The organism is Legionella tucsonensis (assembly GCF_001468035.1).
In the GTDB taxonomy this organism is placed as follows: domain Bacteria; phylum Pseudomonadota; class Gammaproteobacteria; order Legionellales; family Legionellaceae; genus Legionella; species Legionella tucsonensis.
The window spans coordinates 527,462-548,376 of the sequence record NZ_LNZA01000001.1 but is presented as its reverse complement, the minus strand read 5'-3'; the positions used below and the strand labels follow the sequence as shown (position 1 = coordinate 548,376).

The following is a 20,915-nucleotide window of genomic DNA, read 5'->3' as shown; positions in this document are numbered from 1 at the left end:
GTTCCCGAAGAAGTCTATTGATTGCTGTATATCAATTTCTTTTATATGCTTATTTAACATATCCCCACTATATTTATTTTATATGAAAAAAATAAGATCATGGCTCAAAACATTATTTACAAAGCGCCGCGAAATAGAGCACTATGACGCTCATACTTATTTAATAGCACAAAAAGATCCAATAGGACAAAAAAATACAGAATATACGATCAATTTTTATGAAAATTATTTTTCCTTAATTGCAGCGGGTGCGCGACTTAAGTTAGTAGAGGCAATGTTTAATCTCAATCTATTTTCTTTATTTGAAAATAAGAAATTTGTTTTAGAGCAAGAAATCATTGAAAAATTGGGATTAATGCCAATCAGAGCTCAAAAATGGCTGCATCTTCTCAGTTGTGAATATTTTTTAATAAAAGATAAGGTAAACGGAGAGACAGCTTATAAATTAACTGATGAATTTAACCAACTGATCCGCAGTGAAAGATGGTGGAATATGCAATTCTTTTTTAATAGCTGGAATGTGGCTGCTGAAGAAAATCTAACTGACGTATTACGCTATGGGAAGGTCAAAACAAGCGTTTCTTGGCCTCCCAAAAAAGATACAGAGGTCATTTGGTTGGAAGATTGGATGATGAATACAGCGGAGCAACCCATTCGTTGTATCTTAGAACACATCGATTTTAAAAAAGTCAAAGCCCTTTTAGATGTAGGTGGCGGAGATGGCACTATGGCATGTGCTTTTGTTACGGAGCATCCTCATCTAAAAGCCGCGGTTTATAACTTGCCTAAATCGGCTCAAATAGCAAGAAAAACTATTGCTGAAAAGAAAATAGAAGATCGAGTCACTGTCATTGAAGGTGATTTTATTAAAGAAGATATCTTTCCCACAGGGTTTGACTTAATTTTATTTACACGAGTTCTATTTGACTGGAATGAGCAGGTTGATAGAAAACTATTAAAAATGGCATATAAGGCTTTACCCAAAAATGGACTTGTTGGCATTTGTGAATTTTATAAAGAAGAGAATAACGATCGATGTCTTTCTGCGGAATACCGTTATCTTTTTCATGATGATTTTACCCCACACGTGATGAAAACTGCGGCAGATTATCGCCGTATCTTAAAAGAAATCGGTTTTACCATTATCCAGCCTAATTTTAAAGAAAAACCAGTTTTCTCTTATTGTTCACTCATATTGGCTCAAAAATAAATTATAACCAAATTATTAATGTAGCCTGGGTGAAGTGTAGCGGAACCCGGGATCTGGGACAAATTCTTCCCGCTTTCATCCAGACTACATTGTATTTTTTACTAATTGGCAAAATACATTCATCATCGCAATTTGCTCGACATTCGTAGGAATAGTTTCAAGCAAGAAAGGGGAATAAACAACAATTGCCAGACACTGAGCTCGTGAAACCGCAACGTTTATTCTGTTTTTATCAAAAAGAAAGTTAAGCCCTCGAGGAGATTCATCTGCATTGCTCGCACACATGCTCAAAAAAACAATGGGCGCTTCCTGTCCTTGAAATTTATCAACGCTTCCTACTTTAGCCTGTTCACCAAGTGCAATCTTCAATTTATTCACCTGATGATTGTATGGGGCAACAAAAAGGATGTCATCCCAACTGATTGCTTTATGCGAACCATTTTTTGCCTTAAAAGTCCTACCTAAAAGCTTCCTGGCTAATAATACAATTTGTTCTACTTCCTCATCGCTGGATTGCGTATTTCCCTCATGCATGACGGGTATAGATATAATTCCGGCTTCTTTATTCAGCACACCTTGATATCCCTTTGGAATGCTTATTACTTGATGTGCATTTTCAGGAGCAGTTTCCAGCTTTCCCTCATAAATCGCATCACTAATCAATTGATTTACCGCAGGATGCATTCTATAGGTAGTACCTAGAAAAACCCCCATAGAATCTGGAATTGTTGGTGTTGTGTGTAACAAGTATTCTAAGATAGATAAACCACTTTCTTCTGGATGGCTTCCTTGGGAGGGTTGACCCAACTGCATTTGATCACCCATGAGTATAATATTGCGGGTTGAACGACTCATGGCAATTAAGTTTGCAACACTGACTTGTCCTGCCTCATCAATAAAAAGATAATCAAAAGCACCAGCGAGTTCTTCTCTGGCAAATCCCCAAGCAGTAGCTCCTACAACACATCCCGGTTGAATAAAATCAACAATTTTTTTGTTTTCCAAAACTGTAATATTTAAAGCTTCAATTTCTCCATCTGTATTACGAGTGCATGCAAAATGTCCCTTAATTCCTTCCTTATGGCAATAGGCAACTGTACTCAGCAATAAGTTATTGATTGCTTTATGACTATTGGACGAGATACCTATTTTTTTTCCTCTCTGAATGAGCTCTGCAATTAAATGCTTTCCAGTGTAGGTTTTACCTGCACCGGGAGGACCTTGAAGAGTAAGATAACTATTATTTAAATTTAAAACAGCGCGAATAATTTCGGTTAATCGTTCTTCAGGATGATGACTTTGTGCAATCGCTAATCCTTGGGGATGATCTTTAATTCGCGGAGATGATTTGTTCAGAAAATCCAATATCGCAGTATGTTCAAGCACGCCTTGCTCAAATAATGCAGCCTGTTTTGCAATCGCATCAGGAATCGAATGAGGATCTACATATTCATTAGGAATTAAAGTAATTGGATCAGCCAATTCATTTTTCATTTGCAAAACAATAATCCCATGCTCCAAATCGCTGTCTTCTTCATAATAATTTGCTGTAACCGGCTTACCGTCTTCTGTTTCATTATCTAAAATGAAATATTGCTTGGCAGCCCCTTTAAACTCCTGTTCCGGATCGAAAAAATACTCATAGGCCATATTGCGTGATTTTGGCGAGGGTTTATAGGGTGGTTTAGCGGTTCGTCGGCAATAGGCCAAACAATCAATATCATCGAGTAGATCTTCTCCAGTTAGCCCCAAGCGCTCAAACATACGCCAAAACACGGGTTTCGCTTCACGTCGATGAAATTCTATAGACCATGCAAAAATCAAATGTATTTTGGCTAACTCTGTGTTTCCCTCAGATTTTAAACGTTCTGCTTGTGCCAATAATCGATCACGTAACTGAATACGCTCACCTAATCCTTCCTTAATCTCAAGTTCAACACGCTCTGTTTTACCTAAGTAATATATACCTTGTTCCTTTTGCCGCACTCTAAGCCAATCCACCAGCTCCTGAGTGGAATTACAATCATCCATATTATAAGCGCGGATGTCATTTAATATTTTGGACGTGTGCCAACTTGCTCCATCTGGATTTTCTCTCCAGTGTTCATAAACAACGACTGAGTCGCCTCCAGACCCCACTTCAGTATCTCGTTTCCCTCGATATAAATGCTCTATATTTTTGATGGAATAGCGTGGCTCGCCAATAATTAGAGATGTTTTAACAATTTTATATAAATCAACAAAAACTTCATTACGTAAGAGCTGATCAACTTCATCCTCACAAACACCATACCGTCCCATTAATTTGCGGCAAGCAGAAATTTCATAATTGGCATAATGATAAATATGCATTTTCGGATCTTCTTGCCAACGCTGATAAACCCACTTCACAAAAGCTTGAAAGCTCTCTTTTTCCTGCGCCGAATTATGAGCCCAAAAATCTTTATACTGGCGCTGGCCTTTTTCATCAAAATAAGCAATACCCCAAAGATATTCCAGCCCCCCTTCCTCAAGAGGAAAACCTTCAATATCAAAAAATATATCTAGCGATGATGGAGGAGGCAACAGCGCCAAACCTTGCTTTTGTCCCGGGACATGAGGGAGCACTTGATATAAGGGAACATCCTTACCGCTACTTTTCTTTTGGATTTTAGCTTGTGTTTGCAAACGTGCAAAACGTTCCGGTTTAATCCCTTTAACCCAGGAACAGTTTGCATGAGCCAATGCAGTCATGGTTTTAATTCCTGCTTGATGCAGTTTTTTAATTTGTCCGGAGGTAATGGTTGCAACCTGGCTCAAATGATCTTCTTTAGCCAATAACTCTTCAGCATAAGTACTCCATCTTCCCCAATTTTTAGATGCAGCGGGATCAGGACAGGCATTAGGATCAAAATTTTGATGTGCCACTAAAAACTGTTGTTTCAGATTTTGATAAAAATAAAAATAATCTGCAGTACGAAAGCGCCGATGCTCCTTATTGCCTAAAACTATCGTGATATATTCTGTTCTACTGCCCTGCATTGCTTCAAGCATTTCCGCATAGCAGCATAATTGCAGCAGAAAACCCGGTTTTACAGATCGGGCAAGCTTGGTATCCCAAACTTCATAGCAATAATCACCCAATCGACTTTTACCTGTTTTCTTTATTAGAAAATCAGCGTATCCCTGAAATGGAGGCAATTGCAAATGCGCCTGATAAATCACATCTACTCCATCATTCATAGCAGTTAGGGTTGCATCATAAGAATTGGGCTGTCGATGCAAATTGGCAACAGATAATCCTTGCTCTGCAAATAATGCCAAAAGTTCCAATTCGTGCTGGTTTCCCAAATGTTGCAATACATCAATTAATTCATCTTTTTCATCGGGTTCAGGCAATAAATCAGGGCGCACCACTGCAAGATGTTCTATCCAAGATACAAAAGGACTCTCCATAAATTGGGTAAGATCGGATGGCGAGAAAATTAATTGGCCGGATTTGATGTACATTTCACACAGATTTAATATTGGCTTCATCTAAAAGTATATCAAAACATTTGTTCTATGAAATAGATTAGCCTCTCTGATCCCAAGCCTACATGCAATGACAAATAATAAATTGAAATTAATATAAATTTTATTCATAATGCCAATTTTATTTATTAACTGGATACTAATAATGAAATTTGAAAGAATTGAAGCTTTTCTTAATAAGGCAGGGTTCATGTTTATAAATCAAGGAACAGGAGTTGGAGTAGTAGAAGGACGTCCTTCTTATCTATACCAAAAGAATATTACAGGAAGCAGATCGCAAATGATTCAGTTAGCTGTTTCAAGAGGAAATAAAGATGACATACACCTAATCTTTAGTAAAAACGTGCCTAAACAAGTTCGTGACTCACTATATAAGATTATCAATGAGAATACATTAGACAGCGAAAATGCAGTAAACATCAGCCTTTAAATACTTGGTTAAAATGAACTCCAGCAACGAGCCAGATGAAATAAAATCAAAAAATTTGCAAACAGACCTTATCCTTTAATACAAACAATGGGTGCTAGCCTTGCTACTTTTTGGCTTAAACCGGATGCTTGCGCGGCATCCACAACGAAATCGACATTCTTATACGCCTCAGGAGCTTCTTCTGCCACACCACGGTAGGAACTGCTGCGAATGAGAATCCCTTGTTGCGCCAGTTGCTTAATGATGTCACTACCACGCCATTTCTTGGTTGCTTGATGTCGGCTCATCGCACGTCCAGCACCATGACAGGCAGAGCCAAATGATTTATTTTCAGCACTCGCGGTACCTACCAGAATATAAGAAGCTGTTCCCATACTGCCGCCAATAATTACAGGTTGACCTACCTGTCTAAAATCTTTTGTTAATTGAGGGTGACCTGGGCCAAAAGCTCGTGTTGCACCTTTACGATGCACAAATAAACGCATTGTCTTACCATCTACCTGATGCGTTTCTTCTTTGCAGGTATTATGGGATACATCATAAATGAGTTTTATTTGGGTTCCTGGCATTTCACTCTGAAAAACTTCACGCATAAAATGGGTAATGATTTCACGATTTGCCAGAGCGCAATTTATTCCTGAGCGCATGGCACCTAAATAGCTTTCGCCCATTGGCGAACAAATAGGCGCACAAGCTAATTCACGGTCAACAAGTTGGATACCATGCTGCTGAGCATAAATTAACATGGAGCGCAAAAAATCAGTTCCTATTTGATGGCCTAAACCACGCGAACCGCAATGGATACTCACAACCACGTCGCCCTGTGCTAAACCAAATGTGGCAGCGGTTTTTTCACAATATATCTGGAGTACTTCTTGAATTTCCAAGTAATGATTACCTGAACCTAAAGTACCCATTTCATTTTTTTGTCGTTTTTTTGCATGTTCTGAAACATGCTCGGGTAATGCCCCTTCTACACGACCATTATCTTCAATTCGCTCCAAATCTTCCCGCTCACCATATCCTTGTTTTACAGCCCAGACAGCGCCGCTACGCAGCATATCATCCATTTGCTTCATGGTAAGGTTAATACGACTTTTGCTGCCTACGCCTGCTGGAATATGAGTAAACAGAGCATCCGCAAGTTGTTCCTTATAAGGTTCAATTTCTTCACGTTTAAGCCCTGTTGATAACAATCTTACTCCACATGAAATATCAAAACCAACACCGCCTGCTGAGACAACTCCTTCATTGTCAGGATCAAACGCCGCAACACCTCCGATAGGGAACCCATATCCCCAATGCGCATCAGGCATGGCAAACGAGCCCTGAACAATACCAGGTAAAGTTGCCACATTAGTGATTTGCTCATAGACTTTCATATCCATATTGAGTATTAATTCCTCTGAAGCAAAGAGTACCCCAGGTACGCGCATCTTCCCATGCTTGGGGATTTGCCATTCAAAATCACTCATTTTTTCTAAGCGGTTCAAGTCCATTGATTTTCTGCCTTCTCTCCTATGAGTTTATTATACATCAACCACGCATTGTGCGATCCAAATGCCATTGCCTTGATAAACTTTTAATTCGGTAAACGTAGCACCTTTGATCTCTACTGCCGGTTGATGCCGTTTGATATCCACTTGCTCTCCTGCAATTAGAGCAGTTAACCTCTTCTCCTTTATGGAAACTTCGAACTGGCTAAAAAGCATATTATAAATTGCCATGTTATAAATAATGGCATTTAACCAATCGACAAATAAAATCTCCTGATTCGGTGCCTCGCACGTTATATGAAGCGTCTTACAGGGTTGGATTGATTGCGAATTGGTAATCACATTGGTCAGAGCCAATGCCCCCATTGCAAAGGCCTCAGCTAAATTAAGTCCATACCCTCTTACCCCTATATCTGATTCATGAGAGAAATGCTCCCATTTTTTTTCTGCACTCATTACAGTCCTATTTTTTTACTTGAATAGCCATTTTTTTGACGTTATCACTCTAATGACTCATTAAAATGATGATATCTACCGCTTAGCATATACAGCGATAGAGAGAATAACCATTCCCATACCTATAGTTTGTCCTAACGTTAAACGTTCGCCAAGCAACATCCATGCTATGAGTACTGTAGCTAATGGCATCACAGCGGTTGATAATGAAGCCATTACACCATCCACTTTTTGACATCCAGAATTCCAAAAAACATAAAAAAGACCCGAGCTCAAACCTAAAATGATCAAAATAAGCCAATCTAAAGGCGAGGTGGTTAAACCTTTCCAGGCGCTAAAGATCAGGCTAAGTAGTAATAATAAAATAGCATTAATCGCATTGAGTAAAGAAGAAATGAGAAATACTGGAAGCGAATTTGTATGCATTTTACTTAAAATATAATAAGTTGCTTCGGGTAAAAGGGAAATTAAAACAAGCACATCCCCCCAAAATGAATGGCTCACTTGTGAGCCGCCGAGCCTATCGCATGCGATAACAATTAATCCCAGCGTAGCAAAACCCACACAAATGGCTTTTTTGCCTGAAATTTTTTCACCAAGAATAATCCAGGACATCATCGCGATGATTGCAGGTAAAGCACTGGTAATAATGCCAGCTACATTAGCATCAGTGTAATTTAATCCCCATAAAATAAGGAAATTAAACAACACTCCTGCAGAGATTGCCTGAGCACCAATAAAAAGCCAATCTTTTTGCTTTAGTTGTGAAAAATAATAACTAACCGATTTGCTTTTGGCAGGTGTGAGCCAATGTAAGGGTAATAAAATGAGGGCAGCCAAAGTAAACCGAAGCGTTAATAGAAACAGGACAGGAATTGAGGAAAGCACATACTTGGAAAAAACAATATTCACTCCTACCATAATTTGCGCGAGGATAAGAAAAAGCATGCCATGCAGAAAATAAGTGTTGGATTTTTTCATTATAAATCACTTCTCTAAATCGAAAAACGAATCAGTAGTGTATCAATTTTAAAATCAGTATCAGTTATCTATTTCACGTATTTTATTTGCTGATAACGCTTTTGCTCTCCATTGAGAAGGCGACTCACCAAATACTTTGCTAAATCGTCGACTAAATGCAGGTAAATTTTCATAACCCACTGCAAAAGCTATAGCTTCAATTGAACGATTTTTTGAAGACAGCAGTTGCTTAGCCCTGTGTAATTTTTTAAATCGCCAATACTCGGCCATGCTACACCCCAAAGCGTGTTTGAATCGACGTTGTAATTGACTTACGCTCAAATGACAGTGTTGTGCAACTTTACTTACATCTACAGCACCCGCAAAATACAAATCAATCCAGTTTTTTGCCTTAATTGCTATTGGATCCAACTCCGGCGAAAAAGATTTTGCAGCAAAATGAATAATTAATTGATTAATTAAAGAATCAGTGAAGAGATCTCCTTCTTTAGCTGCTAGATAATGATGTGTAAAATGTAAAAGTTTTTTAACGCTCGCCGTTAAATTAAAAGCATGTGATCTGCGATCTTCAACTAGATGATTTTGGGCGGTCATATCAATCACTAAAAAAAGATTTTCCTGACTTCCTGCAAAACAATGACGTTCATTAGATGCAATAAATACACCTACATGCTTATCAACAACACCCGAATAAAGACCTGATTCTAATTCCATGGAGCCTGCGAGAGGTAAAACCAATTGCGCAAAGTCATGAACATGACTGCAACTTTCGGTATGATAAGAACGAAGATCGATACGATTAGGAATCAATTTAACTACTCGCTCGGAAAACAATAGAAATAATCTAATTATACCACATGGAGTGAAGCATATTGCAGTTGGTTTCTCTCCTCTTTAATTTTGAAAAAACCTTTACAATTGATTAAAATAATCACATAATGGTCAATTATTTTTGTTCAAGGGAATTTTAAAGCAAACTATCCATTTAATCCTATTTTTGGAGGCCACTGTGCAAAAAAAAATTGATGTAACCAATCAACCTGTGTTTTCTTTAGATGCTTTATTTGCAGAGGAAGCAGAAGCTGCAGATATTCCCCAAGTCAGCTCCACAGCTGCCTCTGCCATGAAAATATTAATGCTACGCAATCAACAAAGTTATATCAATGAAATCAATAAATTGGCGGATATATGTGCTCAGTTACTAAAGCAAGGAACTTCTGTTGACTCAGTAGTACAAGCGATCAAATCGGGTATAGCCGATTCATATCAACAAACACTGGATAAAGTAACCAGTGAAATCGGACTAGGGCAATTTCAATTGAATCATACTAATCCTCAAACAGTTGCTGGACAGAGTTTGGAAAAACACGTTAAATCCATGAGACGCTATAAAGAAACCCCTTTAATCGACATTATGGAAGCCATTACTACGGATACCTTGGTGCAAGCAAGTGCAAAATTTGATGCTGATCTTGGGGATATCGACTTTTTAAACTTTAAATCTCGGCTTGTAACGTTATAAAGCGTTCAATTGTCTATCCTGAGTGTAACATCCGCGTAACCCAGGTTATACAGCGCTGAAAAACCAGGCCAGCTCTACTCCGACGTCCCGCAGGCTTGTCCGGGATCCAAAAGATCTGCACTAAAACACAGGATCCCAAAGAGTTTTATAATGCTTCGCTAGAAAATAGATAGGATTTTATAACTTTCTTGCCTTTCTTGTTATCCCTATTTTAGGCATAACCATTTTGTACGTTTTAGTTCGTATTTTTTGGATAAATGTGTGAAGCCTTAGATAATGCCCCATAGTTTTAGCTATGAGGCTATTTAGAACTATTTGGCTTGTTCAACTTTTATTGATCGCACACCTGATTTGGATTCTATTTTTTTAGGTAAATCAACCCAAAGCATTCCTTTTTTAAATGTTGCTTTTGCTTTAGCGAGATCAACGGTTGAAGGTAAAGAAATAGAACGTTCATATTTTCCATAGCTAATTTCTCGAGAAATAAATTTTTTACCTTCATTTTTTTTTGCACTGGACTTTTCACCACGAATAGTGAGTACATTGTCAGCTATAGACACTTTAACATCTTTTTCATCCATGCCAGGCATTTCTAACTGAACACAAAAATGCTCTTTATCCTCAACAACATCCATTGAAGGAGAAAGATCCAGCTTTTCAAATTGCCCTAAATTGAATTTAGATGTAGGTAAAAACTCATTAAAGTCTCTAAATAATCTATCTACTTCATTTTGCAGACTTAAAAAAGGATTTTGCGAACGATTAATTTGAATGAAAGATCCTTTAGAAGGAGATCCTTTCTTAAATTGAGTTACTTTGCTCATAATACACCTCCATATAATACTATGGGTATCTATAAATTTTGGTATATAAAAAGCCACTTTGTCAAATGAACGCATCTCATGGAAAAAGATAATATGAAGAGTGTCTACCTAAATCCACGCACCTATCGGACAAGCGGGTTTCGATAATGTAACCAGAGTAATAGAAAAGCAATCGCGGGTATTAGAATATCAGTCCAAAATACGGTACCCGCATTGCCTGGTTCGAAATTATGGGTAGCGATCATTTGGTAAAGATGAACGCCCGCAGCCCCCCACAAAAACATGGCAGGAACGATAATCGTTGCCGCACGAAAAGCAATTTTGCTTCTAAAACTAATTATCCCATTCACAGCAACTCCCAAACTTGCAAATCCAACCTCCATTTGAAACGGGCTTTGTGGCCAGCCTATAAATTGTGCTGTAAAATCACCGAAGAAGACATGCATTACAAAATTAAATAAATAGGCCACACCAATATTAAATAATAAAAACCAGGAAAATAGAATTTCAATAATCTTGGCTTTTTTTATCGGTCTTGAGCGCACCAACCATTCTATAAAAGAAAACAATAATCCTAAAATAAAGCAGGTCAATGTAAAATTACGAATTGCCAAAATAATTATGTTGGCCATAATCCATTCCATAGGTAAGAATCTGTTTTGTATATCAAATTACCTGAAAAAAATAGCAAATACAATGCATGATAATACAGCAAAGACTGAATCAATTAAAAGCTGCAATCTGGAACATACTAAAAAGCTACACGGTTGGGTTTAGTTTATTTTTTTCCTCGTTGATGAAATATAAAGTATAAACCTGGTAAAACCAGCAATGTTAAAAAAGTAGAAGAAATAATTCCACCAATAACTACAGTGGCTAAAGGTCTTTGCACCTCTGAACCAGTGCCTGTTGCCAATGCCATAGGCACAAACCCCAAAGAAGCAACCAATGCGGTCATCAGCACGGGTCTAAGTCTTGCCAAAGAACCGTGTAATACTGCATCTTTTAAATAGAATTTTTTCTGCTCGTATAACTTATTGATAAAGGTAATCATCACCAGACCATTTAAAACCGCCACCCCCGATAAAGCAATGAACCCCACCCCTGCAGAAATGGACAATGGAATACCGCGCAGGTACAAAGCAAATACGCCGCCAGTTAGCGCAAGAGGAATACCAGAAAAAACCAAAAGTGCATCACGGATATTACCTAAACTCATAAAGAGTAATAAAAAAATGCCTAATAAGGTAACAGGTACCACAATTTGTAAGCGTTGCGATGCAGATTGCAATTGTTCAAACTGGCCTCCCCAAGTAATCCAATAGCCACTAGGTAATTTAACATTTTGTTCAATGCGTTCTTTGGCTTCATTAACAAACGAATTTAAGTCTCGATTTCTCACATTTGCACTAACCACCACACGACGCTTGCCACTTTCACGACTAATTTGGTTCGGACTTTCACTTCGAATCGTTTCAGCTACTTCACTCAATGGGATGAAATGGAGTTCTCCATCCTTTGCCGGCGGTAAGGGAACAAACACATTTCTTAATACATCTGGGCTTGAACGCAAAGATTCTGGTAAGCGCACAATTAAATCAAATCGTTTATCTCCTTCAAAAAGCGCTCCTCCTTTCTTGCCTCCTGTTGCAATAACAATAGCATCTTGAACTGCACCTGCTTGCAAGCCATAACGAGCGAGTGTATCTCGATTTATTTCAATGGTAAGCAGAGGCAAACCGCTCACCTGCTCTACCTTCACATCAGCAGCACCTGGCACCTCTTTAAGTTGCGTGCTGATTGATTCAGCAATTTCTCTTAAGGTATTCATATCATCTCCAAATACCTTCACCGCTACATCGCTGCGAACTCCTGAAATTAATTCATTAAAACGCATTTGAATTGGTTGGGTAAATTCATAATTATTTCCTGGAATCTTTGTTACAGCCTGCTCGATTTCTTGCATAAGCTCTGGTTTGGTTTTTTTAGGATTAGGCCATTCCTTCCGTGGTCTAAGCATAATAAACGTATCAGCCACATTCGGCGGCATAGGATCAGTAGCCACTTCAGCCGTACCTAACTTGGAAAAAACGACGCTCACTTCAGGAAACTTTCTGATTCTTTGTTCGACTAAAACTTGCATAGCAATCGCCTGCGTTAGACTGGTTCCCGGGATACGCATAGCATGCATAGCAATATCACCCTCATCAAGGTTTGGAATAAATTCACCACCTAATCGAAAAGCAATCAGAAGACTGATGAGCACCAAAACTGCTGCCGCACAAATTATCCCATATCGAGCATGAAAACAATGACGCAAAACTCGTGCATATCCTAATGAAATACTATGCACTAACCTATTTTCTTTCTCTTGAATCCGACCTCTTAGAAAGATAGCCACTGCAGCCGGTACAAAAGTTAGAGCGAATAACATCGAAGCCATTAGGGCAATAATTACCGTTTCAGCCATAGGCAAAAACATTTTCCCTTCCACACCGGTTAAGGTTAAAATCGGAAGATAAACAACAGTAATAATGAACACGCCAAAAATACTGGGTCTGATAACTTCGGTCGCAGCATAGGTAATAACTTTTAAACGTTCTTCATGGGTTAAAATACGCTGTAATTCGTGCTGTTGCTGACCTAAATGTTTTATACAATTTTCAACAATAATTACAGCACCATCAACAATCAAACCAAAATCAAGCGCCCCTAAACTCATCAGATTAGCGCTGATTTGATTACTGACCATCCCCGTAATAGTGAGCAGCATCGATAAAGGAATAACCATAGCAGTAATCAAAGCTGCTCGAATGTTTCCCAAAAATAAAAATAGGATAACGCAAACGAGCAAAGCGCCTTCAAGTAAATTGTTCGTGACAGTGTTAATGGTGGCATGAACGAGCGCGGTTCGGTTGTAAACCGTAACGGCCTCAACCCCCTCAGGAAGAGATTTATTAATTTCCTTCATTTTAGCAGCAACACGCTCAGATACAGTGCGACTGTTTTCCCCCATTAGCATGAACACTGTACCTAAAACTATTTCCTTACCGTTTTCAGTAGCAGCCCCTGTACGCAACTCTTTCCCTAATGCTACTTCCGCCACATCACGGATATGAACAGGAGTGCCTTCAAAACTGGCAATGACAATATTTTCAATATCCGCTATATTGTGTACTCGCCCTGGAACACGTATGAGATTTTGCTCGCCATTGTGCTCAATATATCCTGCTCCCACATTATTATTGTTGCGCTGCAAAGCCTCAACTACATTATTTAAACTCAAACCATAGCGAACCAATTTGCTTGGATCAGGTGTAATATGAAATTGTTTTTCATAACCCCCTATCGTATTGACCTCCGCTACTCCCTCTTCATTACGTAATTGCGGTTTAATGATCCAATCTTGAAGCGTACGAAGTTCTGTAGAGTTATAGCGTTGTGTCACAGGAACATCCAGCTTATTCTTCACAACGTACATGAATATCTCACCAAGTCCTGTAGAAATAGGTCCTAATGTCATTTCTGCCTCTGCAGGGAGTTTATTTTTAACCTCTTGTAAACGTTCATTAATCAACTGACGTGCAAAATAAATATTCGTCCCATCTTTAAACACTACGGTAACTTGGGATAACCCATAACGTGATAAAGAACGGGTATAATCTAAATTTGGCAAACCACTCATTGCCAATTCAACGGGAAAAGTAATTCGCTGTTCTACCTCAAAAGGAGAATACCCTGAAGCTTGAGTATTAATTTGCACTTGGACATTCGTAATATCTGGTACAGCATCAATTGGGAGGCGCTGAAAATTATATACACCAAGCACTGCGATAATCAGCGTGAATAAAAGGACAAACCAACGATGTTTTAAAGAGAAGCGTATAATTTTTTCAAGCATCTTTGTCCTTAATCCTCATGACTTGCGCCTTCCTTCCCCAGTTCTGCTTTGATATAGAAACTGTTTTTACTGACATAGCGTTGTCCTGCATCAAGTCCCGAAATCACCTCTACCCACTGATCGTCCTTCTCCCCTAAAAGCACAGGAGTTGCCTCAAAAGAATCCCCTTGCTGAACAAAAACCACATCTTTTTTATTCATTTTCTGGATTGCAGACAGAAGAACAGTGACAGGAGCCATTTTCTTATTGATAATGATTGCTCCATTGATGTACATACCTGGCAACCAGGAGCGCTCTTCATTAGGAAGAATGGCGCGGGCTAAATTAGTCTGACTGTCTTCAATGCCTAAAGAAGAGATATAAGAAATGGTACTCAAGGATTTAGGTTTTCCTTCATCCCCTGTTACAATGACTTCCATTCCTTGTTTTACAAGAGGAGCATCTTTACGATACAAGGTAAAATCTGCCCATACGTTCGCTAAGTTCGCTACTTCGTAAATCGGTTTGGTACTTTGCGTCAATTCACCATTCGTAGCATTTTTTTGCACAATAGTTCCGGTAATCGGTGTGGTAATCGTGTAGTTTTGTAAACTTTCATTACTTTCTACCGTGGCTAATACTTCTCCTTTCGTGATCTCCTCACCAAGATTTTTAGTCAAGGACTTAATGATGCCAGGATAACGTGCATAAATCGGTGCCATTGTATCGTGGTTAGGAAGAATTTTTCCTACTACGTTTAATTGAGTCTTGATCTCATGACTTTGCGCTATTGCAGTGTGTATCTTTGCAGCATTAAGTACTGTTGTGCTAATTTGAACTCGCCCCTCGTACGAAGCATAATGCCAATGCATCTGCTTTCCTAAGTACCCTAATTGAACGGTAACATCAAAAGAGTGAGGCTCTTTAATCACTTCATTACTCTGCAAAAAATGTTTGGCGGGAATAAAGGAAATCATCTCTTTTTTATTATTGAGTCGTGTTAATAAAAGAGTTAACTGCACTTTATCTGGAGAAATAATCTTCCCATTCTCATAAAAATAAGCACGGAAATGGGGAGGCATTGCACGTTCAAATATTAAAAGCTCAAGACTCAGGCCACCTTTCTTAAATAAACGACCGCCGTGGGGCCCTTTTTCTAAAGTCTCTTGGTAACCTCCATCATCAGTCGCATGCGGATTCTTACCAGCCCAGAAAATCAAACTAAAACCAAATAAAAGAATAAATAATAATAGAAAAGAAACCCATGGCCTTGGAAATTTCATTTACTCTCCTTAGTGGGACGAAGTCCTAAAAGCCCGGTAAGCTGAATTAATGCTTTGTGATAATCTGCATGAGCTTGTTGATAGTGCCGTTCCTCTTCATACAATGTATTTAAGGCAAGAGATAACTCAATATAAGTGTATCGTCCCATTTGGTATCCATCTTCCGCAAGTTTTATTGATTTACGGGCTAAAGGTAAAAGTGATTCAGTAACTAAATTGGCTTCGTACTGACTTTGTTGCGCTTGTAAAAAAACATTATAGACATTTTGCCGTACATCAAGCCTCGTTCCTTGGTATGCATGCGCTGTTTGTGTAAATTGCGCCTCTGCGGTCAGTATCTTTCCCTGATTTCGATCAAAAACAGGAGCTTGCGCAAAAGCAGAAATTACTGCTGCATTGCTTCCATCATCGGAAAAATGGCGCCCTCCCAGTTGAATATTTAAATCAGGCCAAACTGATTTTTTAACTGCGGTAATCGTTGCCCGCTTTGCTCGAAGTTGCAGTTGCATTTGCATTAATTGCGGACTTTGAGGCAATTTTTTCAAGAGGAATGACCAATCTAATACGACATCAGGTAAACCTTTATCCACCAAAGGCCTATCGATTCTTAATCCATCACCTAATAAACGAGCAAGCTTTGCTCGTTGAGAAAGCGCATCGCGCATCGCTTTTTGTTCTTGAATACGCGCTTCACCTAAACGTCCTTGCGCTAATCGTAAATCCAATTCCGTACCCACCCCAGCTTTTACCCTCCGTTCGATCGCTGCGACAATATTTTCATTCAGATGGATTAACTTTTTAGTCACTTGATGCCATTGACCTACGTATAAAGCATCAACATAGGCCACACCAACCGATACATAAAGTGCTGCTTTTTGAACTTTAATCTGAGCCAAAGCTGCCAGATAATCTGCATGAGTTGCTTTTTTCAGATAAGCAAGACGATGTCCTAAAGGAATAGGCTGAGTTACAGATGCCGTGGTTTCTGCAGCCTCATAACTAGAATAGCTGCCTGAGCCGCCAAAATTTTCAGCGGTTAAAGTCAGTTGTGGGTTGGGGTAGAGTCCGCTTTGGATAAAATAACCACGCATTGCATGTGCTTTATCCACTTCTGCTTGCAAATCAGGATTATTACGATAGGCAATCTCTAATGCCTCTTTAAAAGTAAGGGGAGCAACTGCGAGTGCCTCATCACTCATGAAGCTCATCAATAAAACAATGATGAAACTAATATAACGCATTCCTTACCTTTAACTGTTCCATGATACTTTTCAAAAGTGTAACCTGATTCGCTGTCGTTTTATACTACCTCCTAGAATCCTTTAGAATCATTAATACGATTACTTTGTGATTAAATCCGCATCACTACTATTAAACTAGGATTTCAAATACACATGCAAACTATATTATCAAGAACGATTATTTTGGCTGACTTTTTTTCAGGAATTTTCATCAATTCAACATATGCACATTCACACCATGAAACAAGTTTCATTAGCTAGTGATTTCCAATTAGAAATTGGAAATCAATGTCATCCCTATTTTCCTTAATTTTATAAGTAAGACCACGATTGTTAAAAAAAGTATATGGAAATTAAAATTGCCAATTCCTAATTAAAAAATTCAGTAAGGTCTTTTTCAGAAAACTAGAAAAAAAGGTTCTACAGGATCTGTTTACAATTCGCTGTATTTTGGCCAAGAGGGTAGAATTGTAAAAAGACCCTGGAAATATTTTCATATGTGTAATATATCTCGAGGAATAATCGGAGTAATCTAATAAATGGAGTTGTTATGGATAATAAAAACATAGGGCCGTTGCTTGAAGCAATAGATGAACAAATAGATGGAATTGTAATTCATCTATTAAAAAAGTATTCTCAAAGACATGAATTTTCACTAAAGTTTGATGCTCATTTGCATGAAGAAAATGAAGCAGAAACTTTGACCTCATCGATTTAGTTCTTCTGCTAAGAAACCTTTTTGTCCTTTTGCTTGCTTAAATAAAACGGACTCTCCTGCTTTGGGTGTCTTAAAACCACCTTGAATGGAGCTGAAATGTACAAAATAATCCTGACCATCACTTTGGATAAATCCAAATCCTTTGCGTTCGTTAAACCATTATACAGTTCCTTTTATCTTTTCTGACATTGCCATTATTCCTTTATTAGCAGTTAAGAAGACTTGATGAAACTAATTTTTCAAACACTTCAAATGACCATAAGTCAAGGATAACTCATCTTAATTTCCAGATGTTTTTTATGCAATTGAGGGTTTTACTTATAACTAAGGGAAATGGGCATTAATAATGATAAATTGATAAGAAGTGATTTTTTTGTAGAAACTTTGAACTACAAATTTAAAAAAATCCGATGCTGAGTAAAGCATCGGATTTCAAAATAATTACCTTATTCTGCTGGTTCTGTTTGCAGTTCACAAGTAATTTTTGTGCAATCACGGCAATTTTTTAAGGCAAAATCAAATGCAGAATTTCCATTGTCTGCGTTTTTAGCCATTGTCTGATCAGCCTGCTCATCAGTCGAACCTGATGTCGGACTACTCGCATTGGTAGTGCATATCCACATGCCTGTATGCGTCGTTGCTGCTGGCTGAGCAGTAGTTGGGCTCGTAGTTTCTGGTTGAGTAGAAATAGCATTATCAGCCATTACCTGGCTTGATATCAAAAACATGCTGCTTAAAACAATCATTTTCATTATTCCTTTCATGATCTTCTCCTTGTTAGATAAACTTTTCAGGAAATATAAACAAACAAATCATATTATAGACAATTTTTTAAAAATAAAGTCAGATTTCTTGTAGCCCTGGACTAGTTTATTTTTGTGGATTCAATTTTAAAGCATCTCTTATTCGATATTTGAATAGGAGATGCTTTAATACCAATAGATTGTTTGAGCTAACATTATTACTGATTTCCAGCAGTAATACTTTTTCCATATTCCAGATAAGTTTTTGCTAAATAATCCTTTAAACCATCTGGAATTGCATCGTTCAGATCATTTTTGTTAATAAAATCAACTAACGTCTCATCTTTATCTTTTTCAACGTTTTTATTTTCAATAACTCTTTCTAATAATTTACCAAGCTTGCTTCCTTTATAAATCTTACCTTCTTTACCAAACATTTCTGTCTTAATAATTTTATCATGAACTAAACGTATTGCTTGGAGTCGAATCGACTCATTACACTGGGGATGTTTTGATATTTGATTTAAAAATTCAATTTCTTTGGTTCTATCGCTCTTTATAAACCGATTTTTAATCCATCGCCAAAACGGATTATGCGCATCATGATATGCTCTATCGTAGACTGCTTTGATATGAGGAATGACCTCATCAAGGCTTACTTTCTCTCCTTTATTGATATTTCTTAATTGATGGTCTGCTACTTCCAGTGCAACTGACTCTACAGTATTGTGATACGAATCAATATCTTTTTTAAGTTTTTCATGCAGCGTTTCTACCCTTATCATTATTGTCCTTTTCTGTTGTATGCGCATTTGTTCTGCTATATGCAATTGACATCCAGAAACAACCTGTAACGCTGTGTAATAATGCATGGCTCGTTCTTCAAATTTTTCCTTTGATGTATCGGTGCAATTTCCTTCCAATATTGCTTTTGCGGCATTTTCAAAGTGTAACTTGATTTCTCCAAACGCCCGTATTAGTTTTGTATACTCACCCTCCATTTCTCCTATCTCTTTTTTATCCTTCAAATCTGCACCTATTTTGTTGATAGGATTTTTTTCGGAGGAATCAAAGAATTGTTGTACTACCCTTTGTGGAGGTTTCATTTTTTCAAGAGAAGTTATTGTTTCTTGAATTTCGCTTTCTAATTTAGACAAGGCCATGTATTTTCTCCTCTTTGATTGGAATATCATCAAAACCCCACTGATATGCTTATTCAGTGAATAGAAAAGATAAAAACTGACAACGTTAATATTTTAATTATATGTTATTTTTTGTTTTTTAATAAAACATCATGAATCTTATTACATCTAAAAGATTGAATTTGGTGTGTCCCTTGCTTTTTCACCAGTATAAAACATTGCTGCTTAAGAATTGATTAACAAATCATTTTTCAGAAACAAAAGGAGGAATTTCGAGAATTAAAAGCAGGATTCAATCGAAGACAATAGTTAATATCAGTGCTAAGCAAAACCGCCAGTATGTGTCAAAGCAGTACATGATGCAACCGGCGTTACCCAAGAGACTATAACTGTAACTGGTTGCGCCGTAGTATCAATACAATTTCGGTACTGCAAGAGTTAGGATTTCTTTACCACATTGATGATTTAAGTCGTGATGAGCCATTTGCAGTAGTTCCCTATACCATTCGATGCAATAACATTGTACTCATCGAAGTGCGTCATTTTTCACCCGATGCGTTCCTGAGCACCTTGAAACATGAGTTTGATCAATTATATGCTGAAAGTGAATTTCGCCGACGCCAAATGTCAATTAGTACGCATGATCGTATTGGTGGCACACCGGCTGTCAGCGTGCTCGAGCAGTTTTTAGATTTTTTTATGATGCGCTCATTTTTTTCATAATCATAATAATCAATAGGACTAACAAAATAACCGGGGTAATAAAAAGCATCATTAACGGCCACAAATTAGAGCCTGCAAATAAAGCAAAAACAGTATAAATCAATAAAGGAATACTAATAAATAGAGGGATACAAGCGATTTTCTGCCAGGTTCCAGACCATTTCCATAGTACGATGAGCTGCAAAATCCAATAGATAGGAACGGACCAATAAAGGAGTTGTATGAATAAAATATCCCCTGTTGAAAGAGGTTGTTGCATTGCGGTCACGCTGGCCTGTTGCTGCTGATTCAGCTCATTGACCCAAGGCGCTTTTGGATGAGTCACATTGCTGCGATCATCCTGCCAAGTCACTGAAAGCGAAAGAGATTTAGTTTCTAAAGCCCGCCAATTGGCATTATATACAGTAACCTTCACCGAGTCGATTTCTGTTGCCTTATAATAAGATACCCAAGCAATAGCCTCCCCGTCTCCCGCCGGGTATGCTTGAGAAGGATTCATACGAGCATAGTTCTTGATCTCCTTTCCAAGGTAGGTCCCTATAGCCTGGAAGCGTAAGGGCTGCTCACTTTTATAACGAATAAGAACATAGAGTGCTTCATCTTGATGCAAGAGTGCAGGTGATTCTGGGCTTGTTTCACTTAATTCCACATCCAATGCAGCAGCTAATGTGGTATAGGATAACAAAAATCCGATTAGAAAAAAGAAACGTCTCCATGTCATGTGCATGTACCTGAATAAAATGAAACACTTAA

18 protein-coding genes and 1 pseudogene are annotated in these 20,915 nt (G+C 38.1%); 5 read left to right on the top strand and 14 right to left on the bottom strand.

The genetic code is table 11. From position 1 onward, the window contains the following. Positions 1–82: 82 nt before the first annotated feature. Positions 83–1,210 carry a methyltransferase gene (locus Ltuc_RS02390; protein WP_083498028.1) on the top strand — a complete coding sequence of 376 codons (1,128 nt, stop codon included), beginning with the start codon at positions 83–85 and terminating at the stop codon, positions 1,208–1,210. Positions 1,211–1,294: 84 nt separating this feature from the next. Here the strand turns inward: Ltuc_RS02390 and Ltuc_RS02385 are convergent, their stop codons facing one another. Continuing rightward, positions 1,295–4,699, bottom strand: a complete 3,405-nt coding sequence (locus Ltuc_RS02385; RefSeq protein ID WP_058521571.1) for a TM0106 family RecB-like putative nuclease — start codon at positions 4,697–4,699, stop codon at positions 1,295–1,297. Positions 4,700–4,868: 169 nt separating this feature from the next. On the opposite strand from Ltuc_RS02385, the gene Ltuc_RS02380 reads away from it, so the two are divergent. Then, positions 4,869–5,153: a hypothetical protein gene (locus Ltuc_RS02380; RefSeq protein WP_058519758.1), complete on the top strand. Its 285-nt coding sequence runs from the start codon at positions 4,869–4,871 to the stop codon at positions 5,151–5,153. 68 nt (positions 5,154–5,221) lie between these two features. Here Ltuc_RS02380 and Ltuc_RS02375 read toward each other — a convergent pair whose 3' ends face one another. The 4 genes from Ltuc_RS02375 to Ltuc_RS02360 all read right to left on the bottom strand — a co-directional run bounded on the left by Ltuc_RS02375 (position 5,222) and on the right by Ltuc_RS02360 (position 8,896). Further along, positions 5,222–6,652, bottom strand: coding sequence for an RtcB family protein (locus tag Ltuc_RS02375; RefSeq protein WP_058519757.1), 1,431 nt, complete (start codon positions 6,650–6,652; stop codon positions 5,222–5,224). 30 nt (positions 6,653–6,682) lie between these two features. Then, entirely contained in the window at positions 6,683–7,105 is a 423-nt protein-coding gene (locus Ltuc_RS02370) for an archease (RefSeq protein ID WP_058519756.1), read from the bottom strand. Positions 7,106–7,180: 75 nt separating this feature from the next. Further along, a complete protein-coding gene (locus Ltuc_RS02365) occupies positions 7,181–8,086 on the bottom strand; it encodes a DMT family transporter (protein ID WP_058519755.1) in 906 nt (301 codons plus the stop codon). Between the two features lie 60 nt (positions 8,087–8,146). After that, positions 8,147–8,896: a helix-turn-helix domain-containing protein gene (locus tag Ltuc_RS02360; protein ID WP_058521570.1), complete on the bottom strand. Its 750-nt coding sequence runs from the start codon at positions 8,894–8,896 to the stop codon at positions 8,147–8,149. A 199-nt stretch (positions 8,897–9,095) separates the two neighbouring features. On the opposite strand from Ltuc_RS02360, the gene Ltuc_RS02355 reads away from it, so the two are divergent. Beyond that, entirely contained in the window at positions 9,096–9,608 is a 513-nt protein-coding gene (locus Ltuc_RS02355) for a hypothetical protein (protein WP_058519754.1), read from the top strand. A gap of 311 nt (positions 9,609–9,919) precedes the next feature. Here the strand turns inward: Ltuc_RS02355 and Ltuc_RS02350 are convergent, their stop codons facing one another. The 5 genes from Ltuc_RS02350 to Ltuc_RS02330 all read right to left on the bottom strand — a co-directional run bounded on the left by Ltuc_RS02350 (position 9,920) and on the right by Ltuc_RS02330 (position 16,836). Continuing rightward, the gene (locus Ltuc_RS02350) at positions 9,920–10,432 is read right to left on the bottom strand and encodes an Hsp20/alpha crystallin family protein (RefSeq protein ID WP_058519753.1); all 513 of its coding nucleotides are present in this window, start codon (positions 10,430–10,432) and stop codon (positions 9,920–9,922) included. Between the two features lie 122 nt (positions 10,433–10,554). Continuing rightward, on the bottom strand, positions 10,555–11,064 hold the full coding sequence (locus Ltuc_RS02345; protein WP_058519752.1) for a DUF6790 family protein: 510 nt from the start codon (positions 11,062–11,064) through the stop codon (positions 10,555–10,557). Positions 11,065–11,210: 146 nt separating this feature from the next. Continuing rightward, positions 11,211–14,333 carry a CusA/CzcA family heavy metal efflux RND transporter gene (locus tag Ltuc_RS02340; protein WP_058519751.1) on the bottom strand — a complete coding sequence of 1,041 codons (3,123 nt, stop codon included), beginning with the start codon at positions 14,331–14,333 and terminating at the stop codon, positions 11,211–11,213. Positions 14,334–14,341: 8 nt separating this feature from the next. Next, positions 14,342–15,595 (bottom strand): efflux RND transporter periplasmic adaptor subunit, encoded by a 1,254-nt coding sequence (locus Ltuc_RS02335; RefSeq protein WP_058519750.1) that lies wholly within the window; start codon positions 15,593–15,595, stop codon positions 14,342–14,344. Then, positions 15,592–16,836 (bottom strand): TolC family protein, encoded by a 1,245-nt coding sequence (locus Ltuc_RS02330; protein ID WP_058519749.1) that lies wholly within the window; start codon positions 16,834–16,836, stop codon positions 15,592–15,594. The genes Ltuc_RS02335 and Ltuc_RS02330 overlap by 4 nt, the downstream gene beginning before the upstream one ends. A 550-nt stretch (positions 16,837–17,386) precedes the next feature. Between Ltuc_RS02330 and Ltuc_RS15490 the strand changes: the two genes are divergently transcribed. Continuing rightward, positions 17,387–17,554: a hypothetical protein gene (locus Ltuc_RS15490; protein WP_165480979.1), complete on the top strand. Its 168-nt coding sequence runs from the start codon at positions 17,387–17,389 to the stop codon at positions 17,552–17,554. Here Ltuc_RS15490 and Ltuc_RS14885 read toward each other — a convergent pair. From Ltuc_RS14885 to Ltuc_RS02320, 3 genes and pseudogenes are all read right to left on the bottom strand, one after another. After that, positions 17,543–17,743 (bottom strand): annotated as a pseudogene (locus Ltuc_RS14885) (cold shock domain-containing protein). The gene Ltuc_RS15490 and the pseudogene Ltuc_RS14885 sit on opposite strands and share 12 nt — an antisense overlap. 257 nt (positions 17,744–18,000) lie before the next feature. Next, positions 18,001–18,318: a hypothetical protein gene (locus Ltuc_RS02325; protein ID WP_058519748.1), complete on the bottom strand. Its 318-nt coding sequence runs from the start codon at positions 18,316–18,318 to the stop codon at positions 18,001–18,003. Between the two features lie 197 nt (positions 18,319–18,515). Continuing rightward, the gene (locus Ltuc_RS02320) at positions 18,516–19,454 is read right to left on the bottom strand and encodes a hypothetical protein (protein ID WP_133138243.1); all 939 of its coding nucleotides are present in this window, start codon (positions 19,452–19,454) and stop codon (positions 18,516–18,518) included. Between the two features lie 384 nt (positions 19,455–19,838). Between Ltuc_RS02320 and Ltuc_RS02315 the strand changes: the two genes are divergently transcribed. Next, positions 19,839–20,162, top strand: coding sequence for a polysaccharide deacetylase family protein (locus tag Ltuc_RS02315; RefSeq protein WP_058519746.1), 324 nt, complete (start codon positions 19,839–19,841; stop codon positions 20,160–20,162). On the opposite strand, the gene Ltuc_RS02310 is transcribed toward Ltuc_RS02315, so the two are convergent. Beyond that, positions 20,137–20,883 carry a hypothetical protein gene (locus Ltuc_RS02310; RefSeq protein ID WP_133138242.1) on the bottom strand — a complete coding sequence of 249 codons (747 nt, stop codon included), beginning with the start codon at positions 20,881–20,883 and terminating at the stop codon, positions 20,137–20,139. The two genes, Ltuc_RS02315 and Ltuc_RS02310, sit on opposite strands and share 26 nt — an antisense overlap. Positions 20,884–20,915: the final 32 nt, after the last annotated feature.